19 protein-coding genes are annotated in these 18460 nt (G+C 40.1%); 18 read left to right on the top strand and 1 reads right to left on the bottom strand.

Annotated elements, in window-relative coordinates:
• Positions 1 to 6: 6 nt before the first annotated feature.
• From ureC to LG375_RS05490, 18 genes are all read left to right on the top strand, one after another.
• The gene (gene ureC, locus LG375_RS05575) at positions 7 to 1725 is read left to right on the top strand and encodes an urease subunit alpha (RefSeq protein ID WP_002886560.1); all 1719 of its coding nucleotides are present in this window, start codon (positions 7 to 9) and stop codon (positions 1723 to 1725) included.
• 140 nt (positions 1726 to 1865) lie between these two features.
• The gene (gene ureE, locus LG375_RS05570) at positions 1866 to 2318 is read left to right on the top strand and encodes an urease accessory protein UreE (RefSeq protein WP_002949549.1); all 453 of its coding nucleotides are present in this window, start codon (positions 1866 to 1868) and stop codon (positions 2316 to 2318) included.
• A complete protein-coding gene (locus LG375_RS05565; protein WP_214252762.1) occupies positions 2308 to 3021 on the top strand; it encodes an urease accessory protein UreF in 714 nt (237 codons plus the stop codon). The genes ureE and LG375_RS05565 overlap by 11 nt, the downstream gene beginning before the upstream one ends.
• 29 nt (positions 3022 to 3050) lie before the next feature.
• Positions 3051 to 3665, top strand: coding sequence for an urease accessory protein UreG (gene ureG / locus LG375_RS05560; protein ID WP_225745459.1), 615 nt, complete (start codon positions 3051 to 3053; stop codon positions 3663 to 3665).
• Between the two features lies 1 nt (position 3666).
• Positions 3667 to 4506: an urease accessory protein UreD gene (locus LG375_RS05555; RefSeq protein ID WP_008535853.1), complete on the top strand. Its 840-nt coding sequence runs from the start codon at positions 3667 to 3669 to the stop codon at positions 4504 to 4506.
• 3 nt (positions 4507 to 4509) lie between these two features.
• A complete protein-coding gene (cbiM, locus tag LG375_RS05550) occupies positions 4510 to 5487 on the top strand; it encodes a cobalt transporter CbiM (protein ID WP_045768777.1) in 978 nt (325 codons plus the stop codon).
• A complete protein-coding gene (locus tag LG375_RS05545; RefSeq protein WP_225745458.1) occupies positions 5484 to 6263 on the top strand; it encodes an energy-coupling factor transporter transmembrane component T in 780 nt (259 codons plus the stop codon). The genes cbiM and LG375_RS05545 overlap by 4 nt, the downstream gene beginning before the upstream one ends.
• 1 nt (position 6264) lies before the next feature.
• On the top strand, positions 6265 to 6981 hold the full coding sequence (locus LG375_RS05540; RefSeq protein WP_225745457.1) for an energy-coupling factor ABC transporter ATP-binding protein: 717 nt from the start codon (positions 6265 to 6267) through the stop codon (positions 6979 to 6981).
• Between the two features lie 164 nt (positions 6982 to 7145).
• A complete protein-coding gene (locus LG375_RS05535; protein ID WP_014633606.1) occupies positions 7146 to 7994 on the top strand; it encodes an amino acid ABC transporter substrate-binding protein in 849 nt (282 codons plus the stop codon).
• A gap of 160 nt (positions 7995 to 8154) precedes the next feature.
• Positions 8155 to 9057 (top strand): MetQ/NlpA family ABC transporter substrate-binding protein, encoded by a 903-nt coding sequence (locus tag LG375_RS05530; RefSeq protein WP_002886572.1) that lies wholly within the window; start codon positions 8155 to 8157, stop codon positions 9055 to 9057.
• Between the two features lie 60 nt (positions 9058 to 9117).
• The gene (locus LG375_RS05525) at positions 9118 to 10491 is read left to right on the top strand and encodes a M20/M25/M40 family metallo-hydrolase (RefSeq protein ID WP_002883790.1); all 1374 of its coding nucleotides are present in this window, start codon (positions 9118 to 9120) and stop codon (positions 10489 to 10491) included.
• Complete coding sequence (locus LG375_RS05520; protein WP_013990051.1) at positions 10484 to 11551, top strand: methionine ABC transporter ATP-binding protein; 1068 nt, start codon at positions 10484 to 10486, stop codon at positions 11549 to 11551. Before LG375_RS05525 ends, LG375_RS05520 begins: the two co-directional genes overlap by 8 nt.
• A complete protein-coding gene (locus LG375_RS05515; protein ID WP_013990052.1) occupies positions 11551 to 12243 on the top strand; it encodes a methionine ABC transporter permease in 693 nt (230 codons plus the stop codon). The genes LG375_RS05520 and LG375_RS05515 overlap by 1 nt, the downstream gene beginning before the upstream one ends.
• A 123-nt stretch (positions 12244 to 12366) precedes the next feature.
• A complete protein-coding gene (gene sstT, locus LG375_RS05510; protein WP_225745456.1) occupies positions 12367 to 13575 on the top strand; it encodes a serine/threonine transporter SstT in 1209 nt (402 codons plus the stop codon).
• A gap of 150 nt (positions 13576 to 13725) precedes the next feature.
• Entirely contained in the window at positions 13726 to 14574 is an 849-nt protein-coding gene (locus tag LG375_RS05505; protein WP_225745455.1) for an S-adenosyl-l-methionine hydroxide adenosyltransferase family protein, read from the top strand.
• Positions 14575 to 14583: 9 nt separating this feature from the next.
• Positions 14584 to 15129, top strand: a complete 546-nt coding sequence (locus tag LG375_RS05500) for an ECF-type riboflavin transporter substrate-binding protein (protein WP_002883774.1) — start codon at positions 14584 to 14586, stop codon at positions 15127 to 15129.
• A gap of 65 nt (positions 15130 to 15194) precedes the next feature.
• On the top strand, positions 15195 to 16871 hold the full coding sequence (locus tag LG375_RS05495) for an ABC transporter ATP-binding protein (RefSeq protein ID WP_225745454.1): 1677 nt from the start codon (positions 15195 to 15197) through the stop codon (positions 16869 to 16871).
• Positions 16864 to 17694 (top strand): energy-coupling factor transporter transmembrane component T family protein, encoded by an 831-nt coding sequence (locus LG375_RS05490; RefSeq protein WP_225745453.1) that lies wholly within the window; start codon positions 16864 to 16866, stop codon positions 17692 to 17694. Before LG375_RS05495 ends, LG375_RS05490 begins: the two co-directional genes overlap by 8 nt.
• Positions 17695 to 17782: 88 nt before the next feature.
• Here LG375_RS05490 and LG375_RS05485 read toward each other — a convergent pair whose 3' ends face one another.
• A complete protein-coding gene (locus LG375_RS05485) occupies positions 17783 to 18454 on the bottom strand; it encodes a potassium channel family protein (RefSeq protein ID WP_104020636.1) in 672 nt (223 codons plus the stop codon).
• Positions 18455 to 18460: the final 6 nt, after the last annotated feature.

Raw genomic sequence — 18460 nt, 5'->3', positions numbered from 1 at the left:
AAATCGATGAGTTTTAAAATGGATCGTGAAGAGTATGCTCAACACTATGGACCAACTGTAGGGGATAGCGTACGTCTTGGAGATACCAATCTTTTTGCAGCCATTGAAAAAGACTTTACTGTTTATGGACAGGAATCTAAGTTCGGTGGCGGTAAAGTTTTGCGTGATGGTATGGGTGTTAGTGCTACGGAAACACGTGACAATCCATCAGTTGTTGATACCATTATTACAGGTGCAACCATCATTGACTATACAGGTATTATTAAAGCAGATATCGGTATTCGTGATGGTAAGATTGTTGCTATTGGTCGCGGTGGTAACCCAGATACAATGGACAATGTGGACTTTGTTGTGGGTGCTAGTACAGAAGCCATTGCTGCAGAAGGTTTGATTGTGACTGCTGGTGGTATTGACCTCCACGTACATTATATTTCTGCTGACCTTCCTGAATTTGGTTTGGATAATGGAATTACGACCCTCTTTGGTGGTGGTACTGGTCCCGCTGACGGTAGTAATGCAACAACATGTACACCAGGTAAATTCCATATTACTCGTATGTTGCAAGCTGTTGATGATATGCCTGCTAACTTTGGTTTCCTTGCCAAAGGTGTTGGTTCTGAGACTGAAGTGGTTGAAGAGCAAATTAAAGCTGGTGCAGCAGGAATTAAGACACACGAGGACTGGGGTGCGACTTACGCAGGAATTGATAATTCCCTTAAAGTTGCGGATAAATACGATGTATCTTTTGCGGTCCACACCGACTCTTTGAATGAGGGTGGATTTATGGAAAATACTTTGGAATCTTTCCAAGGTCGTACCGTTCATACCTTCCATACCGAAGGTTCTGGTGGTGGGCACGCTCCAGATATTATGGTCTTTGCAGGTAAGGAAAATATTTTGCCATCATCAACTAACCCAACTAACCCATATACTACAAATGCTATTGGTGAGTTGTTAGATATGGTTATGGTTTGTCACCACTTGGATCCAAAAATCCCAGAAGACGTATCTTTTGCCGAATCACGTGTTCGTAAACAAACTGTGGCTGCAGAAGATGTTCTTCACGATATGGGAGCCCTTAGTATCATGACTTCAGATGCCATGGCAATGGGACGTGTCGGTGAAGTAGCAATGCGTTGTTGGCAACTAGCTGATAAGATGAAGGCTCAGCGTGGTCCACTTGAAGGGGATTCAGAGTTTAACGATAATAACCGTATTAAACGTTACGTGGCTAAATATACAATTAACCCTGCCATCACCAATGGTATTGCAGACTATATCGGTTCTGTAGAAGTTGGTAAATTTGCAGATTTGGTTATCTGGGAACCAGCTCAATTTGGTGCAAAACCTAAGTTGGTGCTTAAGGGTGGTATGCTAACTTATGGTGTTATGGGTGACGCTGGTTCAAGTCTTCCAACACCTCAACCACGTATCATGCGTAAATTATATGGTGCTTACGGTCAAGCGGTTCATGAAACAAATCTTACATTTGTTTCTCAATATGCTTATGATCACGGTATCAAAGAAGAAATTGGTTTGAATAAGATTGTTCTTCCTGTTAAGAATACGCGTAACTTGACTAAGCGTGATATGAAGCTTAATGACTACGCTCCAAAAACAATCCGTATCGATCCACAGACCTTTGATGTCTTTATTGATGATGAGTTGGTTACTTGTGAACCAATCCATACGACATCATTGTCTCAACGTTATTTCTTGTTCTAAGGAAGACGCTATATAAATGAGGCTGGAATTTTTCCTCCAACCTCTTTTGTATTTTATAGCCATAACGTTTTTAGTGCTTTATTAAGTTGCTATATGAGTTTGATGCTAGATTTTTAAAATGTAATAGAAAAGGAAAAAGTATGATTTTTACAAAAGTAGATGCTCTTGTTAAAGATATCGATGTGGACAAATACCATATTGAAACAGTCATTCTTTCGAGCGATGACCTTAACAAAAAAATTATTCGTGTGAAGAGTGATCATGGGAATGAATTTGGTATTCGTCTTGATAAGGGACAAAAATTGCAAAATGGCTCTGCCTTTTTTATCGATGATCACCATGTCCTAGCTATTGGTGTTGAGTCACAGGATTTGATTGTCATTTCACCTAAAGATATGGATGAAATGGGAATCACAGCTCATATTCTTGGGAATACTCATAAACCGATTGAGGTGAAAGATGCCAAGATTTATTTAGAGGTTGACCCAGTTGTAGAGCAAGTCTTGACTCAAAAAGAGATTGCCTACACGATTGAAGAAGTGGTCCTTGATAAGCCCCTACGCCATGTGAATTTAACTGCCCATGAACATTAATCCTTTTGCTAATGTGTCTTTGCAAGATTATCTTGAAATTGTGCAAATTGTCGATTCAACCTTTCCAATTGGATCGTTTAACCACTCTTTTGGGATGGAAAATTATCTGCGCGAAGACACTGTAACAGATGATAAAGGTTACGAAGAGTGGCAAGAAGCCTATTTAGCTAGTCAGTTTAAATATGGTGAAGGTCTTGTAATCAAACTGGTTTATGATGCTATGGCTACAGACAACTTAGAGCAGGTTTGGCATTATGATAATGTCTTGACAGTTTCGACGCAAGCGCGTGAAACAAGACAGGGGACTAAAATGATTGCTAAGCAAATGCTTCGACTCATTCAAAGGCTCCATGCTATTCCGGTATTGGATGACTATCAGTCCAAAATACGTAAGGGTGAGGTCTTTGGCAATCCAGCTATTGTCTTTGCGCTCTATGTCTTTAACAAGGGCTTGGGATGTAGTGAAGCTATTGCACTTTATGGCTATAGCGTGATTTCGACGATGGTTCAAAATGCTGTTCGTGCCATTCCACTTGGACAGTTTTCTGGACAAGAGATTGTTTTACGTAGCTTTTCACAATTAGAAAAAATGACACAAGAAATTCAAGAACTGGACGCGTCCTACCTTGGGGCCAATACGCCTGGTCTTGAATTAGCTCAGATGAAACATGAAACACAGGTATTCCGCCTATTCATGTCCTAAAATATCAACAAGGTTGAGAGGAAAAAACAATGACAAAACGTACTGTAATTATTGGAGTTGGTGGACCTGTTGGTTCAGGTAAAACCCTTTTGCTTGAGCGTCTTACACGACGTATGTCCGACTTAAATTTAGCAGTTATTACTAACGATATCTATACAAAAGAAGATGCTCTTTTCTTGGCTAAAAATTCAAGCTTAGATGAAGACCGTATCATTGGTGTAGAAACTGGTGGATGTCCTCATACTGCTATTCGTGAAGATGCTTCTATGAACTTTGAAGCGATTGAAACTCTTCGAGAGCGCTTTAACCATGATTTGGATGTTATTTTCCTTGAAAGTGGTGGGGATAACTTGGCTGCGACCTTCAGTCCTGATTTGGTTGATTTCACCATTTATATTATTGACGTTGCTCAGGGTGAAAAAATCCCACGTAAGGCTGGTCAAGGGATGATTAAGAGTGATTTGTTCTTGATCAATAAGACTGACCTTGCTCCTTATGTTGGAGCCAACCTAGACCGTATGCGTGAAGATACCCTTCATTTCCGTAACGAAGATTCTTTCATTTTCACAAATTTAAATAATGATGACAATGTTAAGGAAGTGGAAGAATGGATTCGTAAGAATTTCCTACTAGAGGACTTGTAAGATGACACAAGCATACGATGGCTTTGTCCATCTTGGATTTTCAAACCGAAATGGTCGTACAATTTCCCACAAGAAATACCAAGAAGGTAACTCTCGAGTATCAGCGGATAATTCAGATGCCAATGGTGTTCCTTACTATTTCCTGATTAATATGGGTGGGGGCTTTGTCGAGGGTGAGCAGTATCAAGTGACCATTGATGTTAATAAAGATGCTCATGCCTTGGTAACAACCCAAACACCTACCTATGTTTACAAGTGTGAAAGAGGACAGTTGACGCAACAACATACGTCCATCACACTTGAAGAAAATAGCTATTTGGAGTACATGGCTGATGAAGTCATTCCCTATTTGAAATCACGCTATTTCCAAACAAGTCGTATTGATATGGATAAGTCTGCCCACTTGATTTATTCAGATGGTGTGACGGCAGGTTGGTCTCATGAGGATTTGCCGTTTCAATACCATTATTTTCGTAATTTGACACAAATCTACCAAGATAATGAGCTTGTTTATAGCGATCAGACCCTCTTAGAGCCTCAGAAACAAGATATGTTTAAACTTGGTTATTTTGAAGGCTGGCGAAATTATAATAGTTTGGTAATGGTGTCACCAAATATTGACGAGGCTTTTGTTAAGGCTTTGCAGAAGCACTTAGAAGATCTGAATTTAGAGTCTGATTTTGCTATTTCATCCTTAGATATCCCAGGTCTGGTGTTACGTATCTTAGGAAAAACTGCTGAGGATAATCGTCGCGTCATTTATGCCTGTGCAGACTATTTTAGACAAGAAATACATGGATTAACCCCTTTGAATTTGAGAAAAAATGATATGAGGAGATAAAAAATGCATATTCCTGAAAATTACCTAAGCCCTACGACTTGTGCGGCAATGGGGGCAGTTATGTTGCCTATTTGGTATAAGGCCGTCAAGGAAGTAAAGGTTAAAGTTGATACGGATAAAAAAACGATTCCTATGTTGGGAATCGGGACTTCCTTGTCCTTCCTTATCATGATGTTTAATCTTCCAGCCCCAGGTGGAACGAGTGCCCATGCTGTTGGAGCAGTGCTAATTGCTATATTGTTAGGGCCTTGGGCTTCCTGTTTAGCAGTTAGTGTGGCCCTGGCTATGCAGGCCTTGCTCTTTGGTGATGGTGGAATCTTGGCCTTTGGTGCTAACGCCTTTTGTATGGCCGTTGTTATGCCATTTGTAGGTTATGCTGTTTATAAACTCTTGAATAAGTGGACAAAGAACAGGATAATTGCCAGCTTTTTTGGAGGTTATATTGGGATTGTAGCTGCAGCTCTGACTGTTGCAGTTTTACTAGGAATTCAGCCCATTCTCTTTAAAGATAGTAGTGGTAATCCGCTTTACAACCCATACCCTTTGAGAGTGACACTTCCAGTAATGGGCTTGACTCACCTCCTCATCGGTCTGGTAGAAGGATTCTTCACAGCTGGTGTTCAAGAATTCATTGAACGTTTGAATATTGATAATACTCAGGAACTAACGACTAAAAAACTACGTCCTTTATTGCTCTTTATCCTAGCCTTGATTATCCTAACACCACTTGGTTTATTGGCGACGGGAACAGCTTTTGCGGAATGGGATGTCAAAGAGTTGGTAGAAAAATTGGCTCATTATCATGTGGAAGCCCAAGCGCCAAAAGGAATGTTGAATGGTTTCTCATTCAATGCCCTCTTCCCAGATTATAGTATCGCAGGTGTTCCAGAAGTCTTGGGTTATATCCTGAGTGCTGCTTCTGCTGTTTTGATTTTCTTCATCCTCTATCGCTTGATTTTCGGTAGAAAGGTTGAAAAATGATTCTGCCAGAATGGATGTCGGAAGAGCGCCCTGTAGTCACTAAAGTCGGTAGAAATAACTTTCTTATACGGAATCGTCACCATCTGGAAGCTCTTCTTCAAAAGTTTGAAACGCATCCTTTAAAAGTAGTATCAGTCTTTCATCCAACAGCTAAGGTTTTACTTCTCTTTTTCTTACTTATTTCAGTGGGAATTAGCCGAAATCTCACAGTTTTGTGGATTCTAGACTTGTTTTTAGGAGCTGGGGTGGCTTTTCTGCCACATTCTATTTTAGTAAGAACCTTGAAAAAGACCGTAGTGTTGTTGATTTTTCCTTTAGTTCTTTATCTACCACATCTCTTACTTAGCGGAGGTCAATCGCTCTTTCTTTTTAGACTTCCTTTGATTGCTGTAGCCATTGCTTATTATTCAGAGACGAGTACAATAAGTGAGATGTTAGCGGCATTAAAAGGGTTGCATTTTCCGGATCTTGTTCTGCTCCAGTTAGATATCACCATAAAATATATTGATGTCTTTGGAAAACAATTGATGGATTTGCTCAAAGGGATTGAAGCGCGAAGCTTTGGTGGCAATCATCGTTTCCGGATTGGAAGTAATATCTGGGGAATTTTATACCTTAAAGCTATTCGCTATGGTGAGGAACTGACTCAAGCCATGGAAGCACGTTGCTTTGTTGGTGAGTATGTCAAGTCATCACAGTCATTCATATGGAAAGACTGGCTGGCCTTGATAAGTCTAGTAGCAGTGATTTTAGGACAGATTCTGTTAGGAGGATGAGATGTTTCAATTGAATCAAGTGGCCTGTGCCTATGAACAAAAAAAGGTCTTTACTGGTCTTGATTTGGAGATTAGACAAGGGCAATATGTGATGTTGATGGGGGAAAATGGAACTGGAAAATCAAGTCTTATCAGTTTATTAACCGGCTTTAAGCAGGCAGAATCTGGACGCATTCTTTTCTTAGGTAAGGACCTCAAAGAATGGCTGAAGGACAAACGTCAAAAACGAGATTTTTATAGCCGCCTCGGAATCCTCTTTCAGGATGTGGATAGTCAATTATTTAATAGTACTGTCTATGATGAGATTGCTTTTGGTCCTCGTCAGCTAGGTCTGACCGAAGAAGAAGTCTCACAGCGGGTCCAAGATACACTATCCCTGCTGAAAATTGAAGATTTAAGGGATCGCGTTCCCTATCAACTGTCTGGTGGAGAAAAGAAGAAAGTGGCCTTTGCCAGTATCATGGTAACGAATCCAGATGTTTATATTCTTGATGAACCCTTCAATAATCTTTCTAAAGAATATGAAGAATTTTTTAGGGAACTTCTACATGAACTTCATTCAGCTGGGAAAACTATTATCATGTCTGCTCATCACTTTAAGCACCTTCATCATGAAAAGGCTGATGTTCTTCTTTTTGAAGATGGTAAGGCTGATTTCTTTCCTGCCCAGGAAGTGCTCAATAACCAGCAAGTGATTGAGCGTTTGTCACATTATTAACAAATATAAGTAGAAAATCGTTATTGGTTTTCTGCTTTTTTCTTGTCAAACAATTGAAATTTTGAGGTGATAGTATTTTCTTATCACCTTGATTATGTTTAAGTATTAGTTAAGCTTGGTGAATTCTGTTACAATAAAAACAATCAATCTCAAAGGAGAGTATTATGAAACTTAAAAAAATTCTTGGAATTACAGGTGTAGCCATTGCTTCAGTAGCTTTGCTTGCTGCATGTTCATCTAAATCATCAAAAGAAGCCTCTAAATCTTCAGGTGCTAAAGAAACAATTAACTTTGCCACTGTTGGGACAACAGCACCATTCTCATATGAAGAAAACGGTGAATTGACTGGTTACGATGTGGAAGTGGCCAAAGCTGTCTTCAAGGACTCTGACAAATATGAAGTGAAATTCCAAAAAACAGAATGGTCTTCAGTCTTCACAGGTCTTGACTCAGCTAAATACCAAATGGCTGGGAACAATATCTCTTATTCAGAAGAACGTGACCAAAAATACCTCTTCTCATATCCAATTGGTACCACACCAGCTGTTTTGACTGTTCCAAAAGATAGTAATATTAAGAAATATGATGATATTGCTGGACATTCAACGCAGGTTGTTCAAGGAACATCGACAGCGACACAATTAACTGAATTTAACGATAAACATTCAGACAAGCCAGTTGAACTTAACTACACAAACGAAAATATTACACAAATGTTGACAAGTTTGAATGAAGGCAAGTACGACTTCAAGATTTTTGATGCACCAACTGTTAATGCAATCATCAAAAACAATAAATTGAGCAACTTGAAGACGATTGAACTTAAATCTGATCAACAACCATACATCTACTTCTTGTTCGCAGATAACCAAAAAGACCTTCAAAAATTTGTAAACAAACGTTTGGAAGAACTCCAAAAAGATGGTACTTTGGCTAAGTTGGCTGAAAAATTCCTTGGAAATAAAGATTATATTCCAACTAAAGATGCTTTGAAAGTTCCTAGTAAAAAATAATAAGGAAGGCTGGGAGTGATTCTCAGCTTTTTCATATAATTAAAATCTAGGGCGAGTTATAGTTAAAAACTATAGATATATACAATTATAAACAATTTGATACAATTCTCATCCTATGGGATAATAATTTTATACTTAAAACAATTAAAGGGAGTTCGTTATGAAACTTAAAAAAATTCTCGGAATTACAGGATTGGCAGTCGCTTCAACAGTAGCTTTGGCTGCTTGTGGTGCTGGTGGTAATAAATCAGCTAAAGATGATAAAACTTTGACAGTTGGTATCATGACTTTGGATGATACAACTGAGCCATTGTGGGATAAAGTCAAAGAATTGGCTAAAGACAAGGGTGTTACTATCGAGTTGAAAGAGTTCACAGACTACAACCAACCAAATGAAGCCCTTAAAAACGGTGAAATCGATGTTAATGCTTTCCAACACATTTATTTCTTGAACAACTGGAACAAAGAAAATAAAGGTGATGTTGTTGCGGCAGCTGACACACTTCTTAGCCCAATCCACCTTTTCTCAGGTACTGAAAACGGAAAAGCTAAGTATAAAGATGTTAAAGAGCTTCCAGAAGGAGCTACAATCTCAGTACCTAACGATGGTACAAACGAAAGCCGTGCTTTGACACTTCTTCAAACAGCTGGTTTGATTAAGTTGGATGTTAAAGATGGTGAATTGGCAACTATCAAGAACATTTCTGAGAATCCAAAGAAATTGGACATCAAAGAAATCTCAGCTGAACAAGCTGCCCAAACGCTTTCATCAGTAGATGCAGCGGTTGTTAATAACTCATACGCACAACAACAAAACGTTAACTATGATACAACTCTCTTCCAAGAAGAACCAAGTCAAGATTTGAAAGATTGGGTTAACGTCATTGCAGCTAATAAAGATTGGGAAAAATCAAATAAAGCTGATGCTATCAAGACTTTGATTAAAGCATACCAAAACGATGAAGTAGCACAAATCATCTATGATGCATCTAACAAGGTTGACCTTCCAGCATGGAAAGGTGCCCCAACACAAGATCAATTGAAAGCTAATTCAAAGAAATAAGCTAAAGACAGAGGGCGTGTGAGAGCACGCCATTTTGTCGTGTATGAAGGAGACGATTTGATGGCATTTTCAAGTGAAGAAGAGCAGTTACGAAAATTTCGTAACGATGAAATTGCTCAGCACTATTTTGAAGTCTTGCGGACTTTGATTTCTAAAAAATCTATTTTTGCTCAAAATATTGGTCTCTATGACGTGGCTGCTTACCTTGGTGAGATTTTCTCTGGTGTTGGTGCAGAGGTGACAATTGACGAGACCTATACGGCACCATTTGTCTTGGCAAAATTCAAGAGTCCAAATCCAGATGCGAAAACAATTATTTTCTATCAACACTATGATACGGTTCCTGCGGATAATGATCAGCCATGGACAGATGAACCTTTCCGTCTGACAGTTCGTAAGGGCTACATGTATGGTCGTGGTGTTGATGATGATAAGGGGCATATTACAGCTCGTTTGACAGCCCTGCGGAAATATATTCGAGAGGTTGGCGACCTTCCTGTAAATATTACGTTTATGATGGAAGGGGCTGAAGAATCTGCATCAACTGACCTTGAAAAATATTTGGAAAAATACCGAGATGACCTTCTTCCAGCAGACCTATTGGTTTGGGAGCAAGGAAATCGAAATAGTAAAGGTCAATTGGAAATCACAGGGGGCAACAAGGGGATTATTACCTTTGACTTGTCTGTCGAGAGTGCTGATGTTGATATCCACTCTAAATTTGGTGCAGTGATTGAATCGGCTTCGTGGTACTTGCTCAACGCTATCTCAAGCATGAGAGATGATCAGGGACGTATCCTTATCGACGGTATCTATGAAAAGATTGTCCAACCAAACGAACGAGAGATGGATCTTATTGAAACTTATGCCATTGAAAATGCAGATAGTCTTCGTAAGATTTACGGCTTAAAACTACCCATTTTAGAAAGTGACCGCCGAGCTTTCTTAAAAACTTACTATTTTGAACCTGCCCTTTCCATTGAAGGCATTTCAACAGGTTATCAGGGGCAAGGGGTTAAGACTATCTTACCAGCCCAAGCCAGAGCTAAGATGGAGATGCGTTTGGTCCCTGGCTTGACGCCTGAGTACGTTTTGGAGTGTATCAAGGCACACCTCAAAAAAGAAGGATTTGACCGTATCAAGGTGACCTTCACTCTTGGTGAAGAAAGTTATCGTAGTGATATGTCTGATCCAGCTATTGTCAATGTTATTGAGTTAGCAAAAGGCTTTTATGAAGAAGGCGTTGCTGTGCTTCCAACGGCAGCAGGTACAGGGCCTATGCATATGATTCATCAGGCTTTGGGTGTTCCTATGGCAGCCTTTGGTATAGGAAATGCCAACAGTCGTGACCATGGTGGGGATGAAAATGTCAGCTTAGCAGATTACTACACCCACATTGAACTAATTAAGGAGTTAATTGCAAGTTATGAGTAATGTCATTATTGATTTGAAAAATATTGATATCACCTTTACGCAGAAACGCCGCACTATTCAAGCGGTTAAGGATGTGTCTATCCAGATTGAAAAAGGTGATATTTACGGAATTGTTGGTTATTCAGGGGCTGGTAAATCTACCCTTGTGCGTGCGATCAATCTTTTGCAAGTGCCTACAGCTGGTAAAATCACTATCGGTAAAGATGTGACTTTTGCAGATGGTAAGGTCCAATTGTCGACAAAAGAATTGCGTCAGAAACGTCAAACGATTGGGATGATTTTCCAACACTTTAACCTTATGGCTCAAAAGACGGCTTATGAAAATGTAGCCTTTGCCCTTCGTCATTCTAAACTAAGCAATGAAGAGAAAGACAAAAAAATTCGCGGTCTTTTGGAATTGGTTGATTTGGCTGATCGTGCTGAAAACTATCCTGCACAATTATCAGGTGGTCAAAAACAACGTGTAGCGATTGCCCGTGCCTTGGCTAATGATCCTGAAATCTTGATTTCAGATGAGTCTACATCAGCTCTTGACCCTAAAACAACTAAGCAAATTCTTTCACTATTGCAGGATTTGAATAAAAAACTTGGGTTGACAGTGGTTATGATCACCCACGAAATGCAAATTGTTAAAGATATTTGTAACCGTGTTGCCGTTATGCAAAATGGTCAACTTTTGGAAGAGGGCAGTGTACTTGATATCTTCTCAAATCCTCAAGAAGATTTGACACAAGAATTTATTGAAACTGCAGCAGGGATTGAAGATGCCTTGGCTAAGATTAATGCACAACCTTTGGTAAAAAACTTACCAAGCTCAGCCCTTCTCGTTCAACTTAAATATGCTGGTTCTTCAACAGATGAGCCGCTCTTGACCGAACTTTTCAAAGAGTACGGAGTTTCAAGTAACATCCTTTATGGTAACGTTGAGATTCTAGGTGATACTCCTGTTGGTGAATTGGTCGTTGTCTTGGATGGTGAAGCGGATCAGGTTCTTGCTGCTCAAAAAGCGATTGAAAATGCAGGTGTCAGCTTGCAAGTACTTAAGAAAGGAGCCCAATAATGGCAGATTGGATTCAACAAAACTTTCCAGATATTTATCGTATCGGTATGCAGGGGGTTAACTCTTGGCCAGACGCCATCTATGCGACTCTCTACATGACGGTTATTTCCTTCATCATTGGGGGACTTCTTGGTCTTGTTATGGGACTCTTCTTGGTATTGACAGGTCCTCGTGGAGTTATTGAAAATAAATTTGTTTTCCAAATCTTGGATAAAATCACTTCAATCTTCCGTGCCATTCCTTTCATTATCCTCTTGGCGATTTTGAAAGGATTCACTTACTTTATCGTGGGGACTAACCTCGGTATGACAGCGGCCTTGGTTCCATTGTCAGCTGCAACTTTCCCATTCTTTGCACGTCAAGTACAGGTGGTACTTGCAGACCTTGACCGTGGTGTTATTGAAGCAGCACAAGCTAGTGGTGCAACACTTTGGGATACGATTAAGGTTTACCTTAGTGAAGGTCTACCTGAGTTGGTTCGTGTATCAACCGTAACTCTGATTTCCCTAGTCGGTGAGACTGCAATGGCCGGTGCTATCGGTGCCGGTGGTCTTGGTTACATCGCCATCTATTATGGATATAACCGTTCAAGTACATCAGTTACCATTTTGGCAACTTTCTTGATTTTGATTTTGATTTTCCTTATCCAATTCTTGGGTGATTTCTTGACTCGTAAATTGAGTCATAAATAGGATTTGAGAGCCTGTTTGCTACAGGCTTTTCTCATGTCTTGACGATTTCAGATATTTATCATAGTATGGAAGCTATCGAATGCTTTATGGTTGAGCTAACCATAAAAAAGGAGTTAATGAGTTATGAAACGTTTTATTTCAACTTGGAATAGAACCAGTCTAATTAAGCGTATTGCCATTGGTGTGGTAGTGGGTGCTGTGCTTGGTTTGCTTGTTCCTAAGTTTACGGTTATTGGTCTCTTAGGAGACATGTTTGTTGGTGGTTTGAAGGCAATTGCTCCACTTTTGGTCTTTGCCTTGGTTGCCAATGCCCTTTCCCAAACGCGAGAAGGTCAACAAAACAACATGAAGACAGTTATTGTTCTTTATCTCTTTGGGACCTTTGCGGCTGCTTTGACAGCTGTTATCTCTCACTATATTTTTCCAATTTCTCTGAAGTTGGGAGCAGAGGCGGCGACTAAAGCGACGGCACCTCAAGGTGTGGGAGAAGTTTTTAAAGATTTATTGCTTAAGATGGTGGATAACCCTGTCAATGCCTTGGCTCAAGCTAACTATATTGGTGTTTTGGTATGGGCAGTTGTCTTTGGTTTCGCCATGCGAACAGCTAGCAATCACACGAAAGATTTGCTTAATACCTTGGCAGAAGTGACGTCACAAATCGTTCGTTGGATTATCAACTTAGCCCCATTTGGTATCCTTGGTCTTGTCTTTAATACTATTTCTGAGAATGGTGTTGGTGTTTTGGCAGATTATGGTGTCCTAATCCTTGTTTTAGTGGGAACAATGGCCTTTGTTGCCTTGGTTGTTAATCCAATCATTGCTTTTGTGATGATGGGCAAAAATCCTTTCCCACTGGTTTTCCGTTGTTTGAAAGACTCTGGGATTACAGCCTTCTTTACTCGTTCATCAGCAGCCAATATTCCAGTTAACCTTCAACTTTGTAAGGATCTTGGTTTGAATCCTGATACCTATTCGGTTTCTATCCCTTTGGGGTCAACTATTAATATGGCTGGAGCAGCCGTGACAATCAATGTCTTAACGCTTGCTGCAGTAACGACTTTGGGAATTCAGGTCGACTTTGCGACAGCACTCATTCTTAGTGTGGTTTCAGCTATTTCTGCTTGTGGTGCCTCAGGTATTGCTGGAGGATCCCTCCTATTAGTGCCAGTAGCATGTAGCCTCTTTGGTATCTCAAATGATTTGGCCATGCAAGTTGTCGGTGTCGGCTTTATCGTAGGTGTCATCCAAGACTCTTGTGAAACAGCCCTTAACTCTTCAACAGATGTTCTCTTTACAGCAGTAGCAGAAAAGAGCCGTTGGAAGAAAGCATAGCTAATTGTATAAGGTCGGCCTATTTGGCTGGCTTTTTGATTTTAGAGAAAACATAGTCAAAGACTATAGCTAGCTCAAGAATCTATCATCTTTAAAAAGCCCTTAAAATATGGTAAAATAAACCGTTCAAAGAGAAAAGGTAAAACATTTATGACTAATAATTTATTGGTGCTTCAATCAGACTTTGGTTTGGTTGACGGTGCTGTTTCGGCCATGATTGGTGTGGCCCTTCAGGAAGAACCTAGTTTGGGAGTTCATCACCTGACACATGAGATTACTCCCTACAACACTTTTGAGGCTTCCTATCGTCTGTTTCAGACCGTTGAATACTGGCCTGAGGGGACAACCTTTGTTTCGGTAGTTGATCCGGGTGTAGGTTCCTCACGTAAAAGTGTGGTTGCCTTAACAAAGACGGGGCAATATATCGTCACACCAGATAACGGGACACTTTCTTATATCAAGAAGGTTGTTGGTATCGAGGCTGTTCGTGAGATTTCCGAGGTTGAGAATCGTCGTAGTAATACAGAGCTTTCTTATACCTTCCATGGTCGTGATGTTTATGCCTATACAGGTGCCAAATTAGCTTCTGGTCATATCAGTTTTGAAGAAGTTGGTCCTGAGTTACCTGTGGATAAAATTCTAGAACTTCCAGTGGTTGAAACCATCATAGAGGATAGTTTGGTTCGTGGGGCGATTGACATTTTGGACGTCCGTTTCGGCTCTCTGTGGACCTCTATCACACGTGATGACTTTTACGCGTTGGAACCAAACTTTGGTGATCGATTCGAAGTGACTATCTTTAACAATGATATGTTGGTCTACCAAAACCAAGTTACCTATGGGAAATCTTTTGCGGATGTTCGTATCGGTCAGCCAATTATTTATATCAATTCCCTCTATCGTGTTGGCTTAGCCATTAACCAAGGGTCTTTTGCCAAGGCCTATAATGTTGGTGTAGGGTCTAACTGGCACATTGAAATTAAACGTTTAGGAGATTAAAGTAAGATTATGAAAAATAATTCAATTCGTACAGTAGTTGCGACAGGTATTGGTGCAGCACTCTTTATTATCATTGGTATGTTTGTTAATATCCCTATTTTTGGGAATACTAGCATCCAACTTCAGTATGCTGTTCAAGCCCTATTCTCAGTGATTTTTGGGCCTATTACAGGTTTCTTTATGGGCTTCATTGGCCATGCGCTTAAAGATGGCATCCAATACGGAAATATCTCATGGGCTTGGGTACTTGCAAGTGCTATTACAGGTCTTGTAATTGGTCTATTCAACAAAAAATATGATGTGACAACTGGCAAGTTTTCTTTGATGAGTATGATTTGGTTTAACCTAGCACAAGCATTGGCCCTCCTTATTGCCTATGGTATCGTTACTCCTATTGGTGATAGACTCCAATTTGCACAAGCCTGGTCATACCTTTATGCACAAAGTTTTGTAGCTGGCGTAGCTAACTTTATTACAATTGCAATTGGAGGAACCCTCCTTCTTGCAATCTATGCTAGCTCACGTACACAATCTGGTAGTCTTACAAAAGACTAGCATGAATCATAGGAGAGTGGGACTGTCAGTTTGTTTTGATACCTCCTCTCTTTTTTAGTAGAAACATGGATAAATACATTAGTTTTAATCAGTTTACATTTCAATATGATGCGCAAGCAGAAGCGACGCTTAAAGATATTAGCTTTGATATTGCCAAGGGCGAGAAAGTCCTCATCTTAGGTCCTTCTGGTAGTGGAAAGTCGACCCTAGCTCAGTGTCTCAATGGTATCATACCTAATATTCATAAAGGTCAGGCACAAGGCCAGGTAAGGATAGATGGTCAGGATATTTTCAAACAATCTATCTATGATAAGTCACAGTTGGTATCGACGGTATTGCAGGATCCAGATGGTCAGTTTATTGGCCTAACAGTAGCCGAGGATTTGGCTTTTGCTTTGGAGAATGATTGTGCTGATCAAGGTGAGATGAAAGATAAGGTAGCCCTCTGGGCTGAGCGTCTAGACTTGACCTCTCTTCTGAATCACCGCCCTCAAGATTTATCAGGTGGCCAAAAGCAACGAGTCAGTTTGGCTGGAGTCTTGATTGATGAAAGTCCTATTCTTTTATTTGATGAGCCTCTGGCAAATTTAGATCCTAAATCAGGACAGGAAACCATTGACCTCATTGATAAGATACACAAGGAGGTAGGAGCTACGACGATTATTATTGAGCATCGCCTAGAAGATGTTCTTTATCGTCCCGTTGACCGCATTTTATTGGTCAATGATGGAGAGCTCCTCTTTAATGGTAGCCCAGATGAGCTTTTATCGAGCACACTCTTGTTAGAAAATGGGATTCGCGAACCTCTATATGTGACGGTTTTACGTCAGTTGGGATTTAACACAAGGAGTACACAAAATCTTAGTCAATTAGATGCTTTAGACTTATCTGACCTTGCTCTGCCAGACAGAGTTTTGAAAGATAAAAGAGACAGTTCGAGCGATTCTATTTTGAAGGTTGAGGGGCTTAGTGTTTCCTATGGGGATAATCCAGCAATCATAGAGGATCTGTCCTTTAGCTTGAAAAAAGGTGAGCGACTAGCGATTGTCGGAAAAAATGGGGCTGGGAAGTCGACGCTTGCCAAGGCTCTATGCGGTTTTGTTCCTAGTCAAGGAAAATTAACTTACAAGGGGCAGGATGTTAGTCAGGATAGCATCGCTGAGCGTTCAGAACGTATAGGCTTTGTTCTACAAAACCCAAATCAGATGATTAGCCAAACTATGATTTTTGATGAGGTGGCTCTTGGTTTGCGTTTGCGAGGAATTGAAGAGGCTGAGGTTGAAGAGCGTGTTCATGAGGTCTTGAAGACTTGTGGTCTCTATAGTTTTCGTAACTGGCCCATTTCTGCGCTTTCCTTTGGTCAGAAAAAGCGCGTGACCATTGCATCTATCTTGGTTTTGAAACCTGAAATCATTATCCTGGATGAGCCAACGGCTGGTCAAGATTACAAGACTTACACAGATATCATGAATTTCTTGGACAGTCTTCAGAAGCAAGGTCATACGATTGTGATGATTACCCATGACATGCAGCTCATGTTGGAATATAGCGACCGTTGTCTCGTTGTGGTTGAGGGGAAAGTCATTGCAGACGACAACCCTGTTACAATTCTTAATCAGAAGGATTTACTAGAGTCAGCTAATCTCAAGCAGACCTCTCTTTATACTTTGGGTCAGAAATTGTCAAGTGATCCAGTAGAAGTAACCCAGTATTATATCGAAAAAGGAGGCCCTAATGTCTAATCGTTTAATTGGTTATCAGTCAGGTCAAGGTTTCCTCTATGATTTGTCTGGGGCAAGTAAGATGCTTTTCTTTATCTTGGTTTCAGTTGCCTGTATGGCAACCTATGACCCCCGCTTTATCCTAGCAGTAGGCGTACTTTCCATTTATCTCTTTTATTTGGCTAAGATTCGTTGGCGAGATATTTCTTTCGTTGTTAAGATTATTGGATCCATTGCTCTCTTTAATTTACTTATGGTCTACCTTTTCGCACCCGGTTATGGTGAAGAAATTTACGGGGCTAAGACAGTTATTATTGAAGGCTGGGGACGTTTCTATCTAACCAGTCAGGAGCTTTTTTACCTTGCAAATCTATTGCTTAAATATTTTTCAACGGTTCCTCTTGCCATCCTATTTCTCATGACTACCCATCCGAGTCAGTTTGCGGCTAGTCTTAATCAGATTGGGATTCCTTATAAATTTGCCTATTCCGTTAGTTTAACCTTGCGTTATATTCCAGATGTCCAAGAAGAATTCTTTACGATTCGTAAGGCTCAGGAGGCTCGTGGTTTGGATTTGTCGCAAAAGGCGGGACTGGTCAAACGTATTCGCGGGAATCTCCAAATTGTTCTTCCACTAATTTTTTCATCTCTCGAACGAATTGATACCATATCGACAGCCATGGAGTTACGACGATTTGGTCGCTACAAAAAACGTACATGGTATGTTCATAAATCTTTGATGAAACAAGATTACCTTGTCATCCTATCAGCTATCGTTATATTGGGGATTAGTATTGGATTAATTTTCTTCAATCATGGTCGTTTTTATAATCCATGGGGATAATGTTCTTAGCATAGAGAGAATCTGCCATTAAGCATAATAAAAAACGTTCCCGTCTTGTCCAGATGAACGAGATTGGAACGTTTTTTTGTTATTTCAAATAGCCTAAATAATCAAATTTTTCTAGTGTCCGATTGTCGGCGACAACTAGGATGATTCCTTCGTCAGGTAGTTTCTTACTTGGGTCAAAGTGAGTGTTTAACTTGCCATTTTGCTCATCTCTAAAACCAATAACGTTGACGTTATAATTTTGTCTTAGATTTAATGTATGCAAAGACTTTCCAGCCCATTCTTTTGGAATTTTAAGTTCAATTAAAGCCACGTCGTCCTCTAAATGAAAAACATTTGAAATGTTATAACGGAGGATGTTTGAAGCCAAGTCTTTTGCTGTGCTACGCTCAGGAGTGATGACCCAGTTGGCCCCCATTCCGTAAAGGACTTCCTCATAATTGTTATTCATAGCTTTAGCAATAATATTTGTAATGCCAAGTTTTTTACATTGCAGGAGCGCCAGTGCAGAAGATTCTAAGTGTTCTCCAGTTGCAATAATGACCGTATCGCAAGTATCAATACCAGCAGAACGTAGAAAGTCAATGTCAGTAATGTCACCAACAGCGGCCTTAGTCACCTGATCAGCAAGGGAATCAATTGTTGTAGAGTTATTATCTAAGGCGATAACGTCTTGTCCAAAAGAGGAGAGTTCGGTTGCAATGGTTTGTCCAAAGATTCCCAAACCGAGGACCCCAATAATTTGTGTTTTCATATAAAA

It is taken from the genome of Streptococcus sp. Marseille-Q3604, from assembly GCF_916619785.1.
In the GTDB taxonomy this organism is placed as follows: Bacteria; Bacillota; Bacilli; order Lactobacillales; family Streptococcaceae; genus Streptococcus.
The sequence above is the reverse complement of the archived record's forward strand: the minus strand, read 5'-3'. Positions and strand labels throughout refer to the sequence as shown.